Here is a 1,245-nt window from a genome sequence, read left to right as displayed (position 1 = left end):
CGGAAGCGTTACCAACGCGGTAGCCGGACGAAATACGGTCCTGCGTCGTTTCCATCGAGGAATTGATCGAACGCAGCGTGGAGAGTGCGGCCATTGCCGCGTTGTTGGTCATGATAGACGTCATTGGCTGAGTGCCCCTTGGGAAAACTGGATTGAAAGGGACATTCCGGGATTACCGGGAACCGGCGGCCAGCTTCATGCCTGCTAACGCGTTAATCTTGTTGGTTAACCCGCCGTTTCGATAGCCACAGAAAACACCAAGATGGTTAACGAAGCTTGAAGCCGCAGACGAAAAAAACATACCGACAAAAGAAAAACCGCGCCTCGATGGAGACGCGGTTTTTCGTTTTGCAGTCCGGGACCGAAGTCGCCGGTGTCTGGACCGCTTAGCGGAACAACGACAGGATGTTCTGCGAGCTGCTGTTGGCGATCGAGAGAGCCTGGATGCCGAGCTGCTGCTGCGTCTGCAGAGCCTTCAGGCGGGTCGACTCTTCGTTCATGTCGGCGTCAACCAGCTTGCCGACGCCCGATTCGATCGAGTCCATCAGGTTGTCGACGAAGTCCTTCTGGAGNCTTCAGGCGGGTCGACTCTTCGTTCATGTCGGCGTCAACCAGCTTGCCGACGCCCGATTCGATCGAGTCCATCAGGTTGTCGACGAAGTCCTTCTGGAGATCGACGCGCTTGTTGACGGCGCCGAGGTCCGAAGCGGCATCGGTCATGCTCTTCAGGACAGTGTCGACACCGCTGAGGTAGTTGGCCAGTGTCGTTGCCGTTACCCCAGTGCTGATGTCGAGGGTCAGAACGCTGACGCCGGCGATGGCCGTGCCAGTGGAGTCCTTGAGTGCGTCTGTGAGCAGGCCGTTTGCTGTTGCTGCTGAGTCCTTGAGTGCGTCTGTGAGCAGGCCGTTTGCTGTTGCTGCTTCGTCGATCAGCATGGTCTTGGTCGTGTCGACGTCGAGCGTCGTCAGGCTGACGTTGCCAGAAGCGTCACGGTTGAACGAACCGACGATCGACTTCGTGCCCGGAGCAGTTGCGCCGGAAGCGGTGTAGAGCCAGTTTTCGCCGGAGAAGCCAGCGGACTTGACCACGCTCTTCAGCTGATCCTGCAGCTGCGTGATTTCCTTCTGGACCTTGGACTTGTCAACACCCGGCTCGCTGGCAGCAACCAGCTTTGCCTTGATTTCGTCGACGACCGAGATCGCGGCTTTCATGCCGGTGTAAGCAACGTCGGTCTTGGCAGCGCC

General features: G+C 58.2%; 1 protein-coding gene and 2 pseudogenes. All 3 read right to left on the bottom strand.

Going from position 1 to position 1,245, the window contains the following annotated elements; translation table 11 throughout:
• A pseudogene (locus ASD00_RS42180) lies at positions 1-124 on the bottom strand (flagellin); the annotation flags it as partial.
• 262 nt (positions 125-386) lie between these two features.
• Positions 387-572: pseudogene (locus ASD00_RS40595) on the bottom strand (flagellin); the annotation flags it as partial.
• A 1-nt stretch (position 573) separates the two neighbouring features.
• The coding region (locus tag ASD00_RS33030) for a flagellin (protein WP_156585915.1) at positions 574-1,245 on the bottom strand (672 nt) is incomplete at both ends.

The sequence above is a fragment of the Ensifer sp. Root31 genome (assembly GCF_001424825.1).
GTDB classification, from domain to species: Bacteria; Pseudomonadota; Alphaproteobacteria; order Rhizobiales; family Rhizobiaceae; genus Ensifer; species Ensifer canadensis.
Note: the sequence above shows the minus strand (reverse complement) of the source record. Positions and strands in the feature narration are given on the sequence as shown.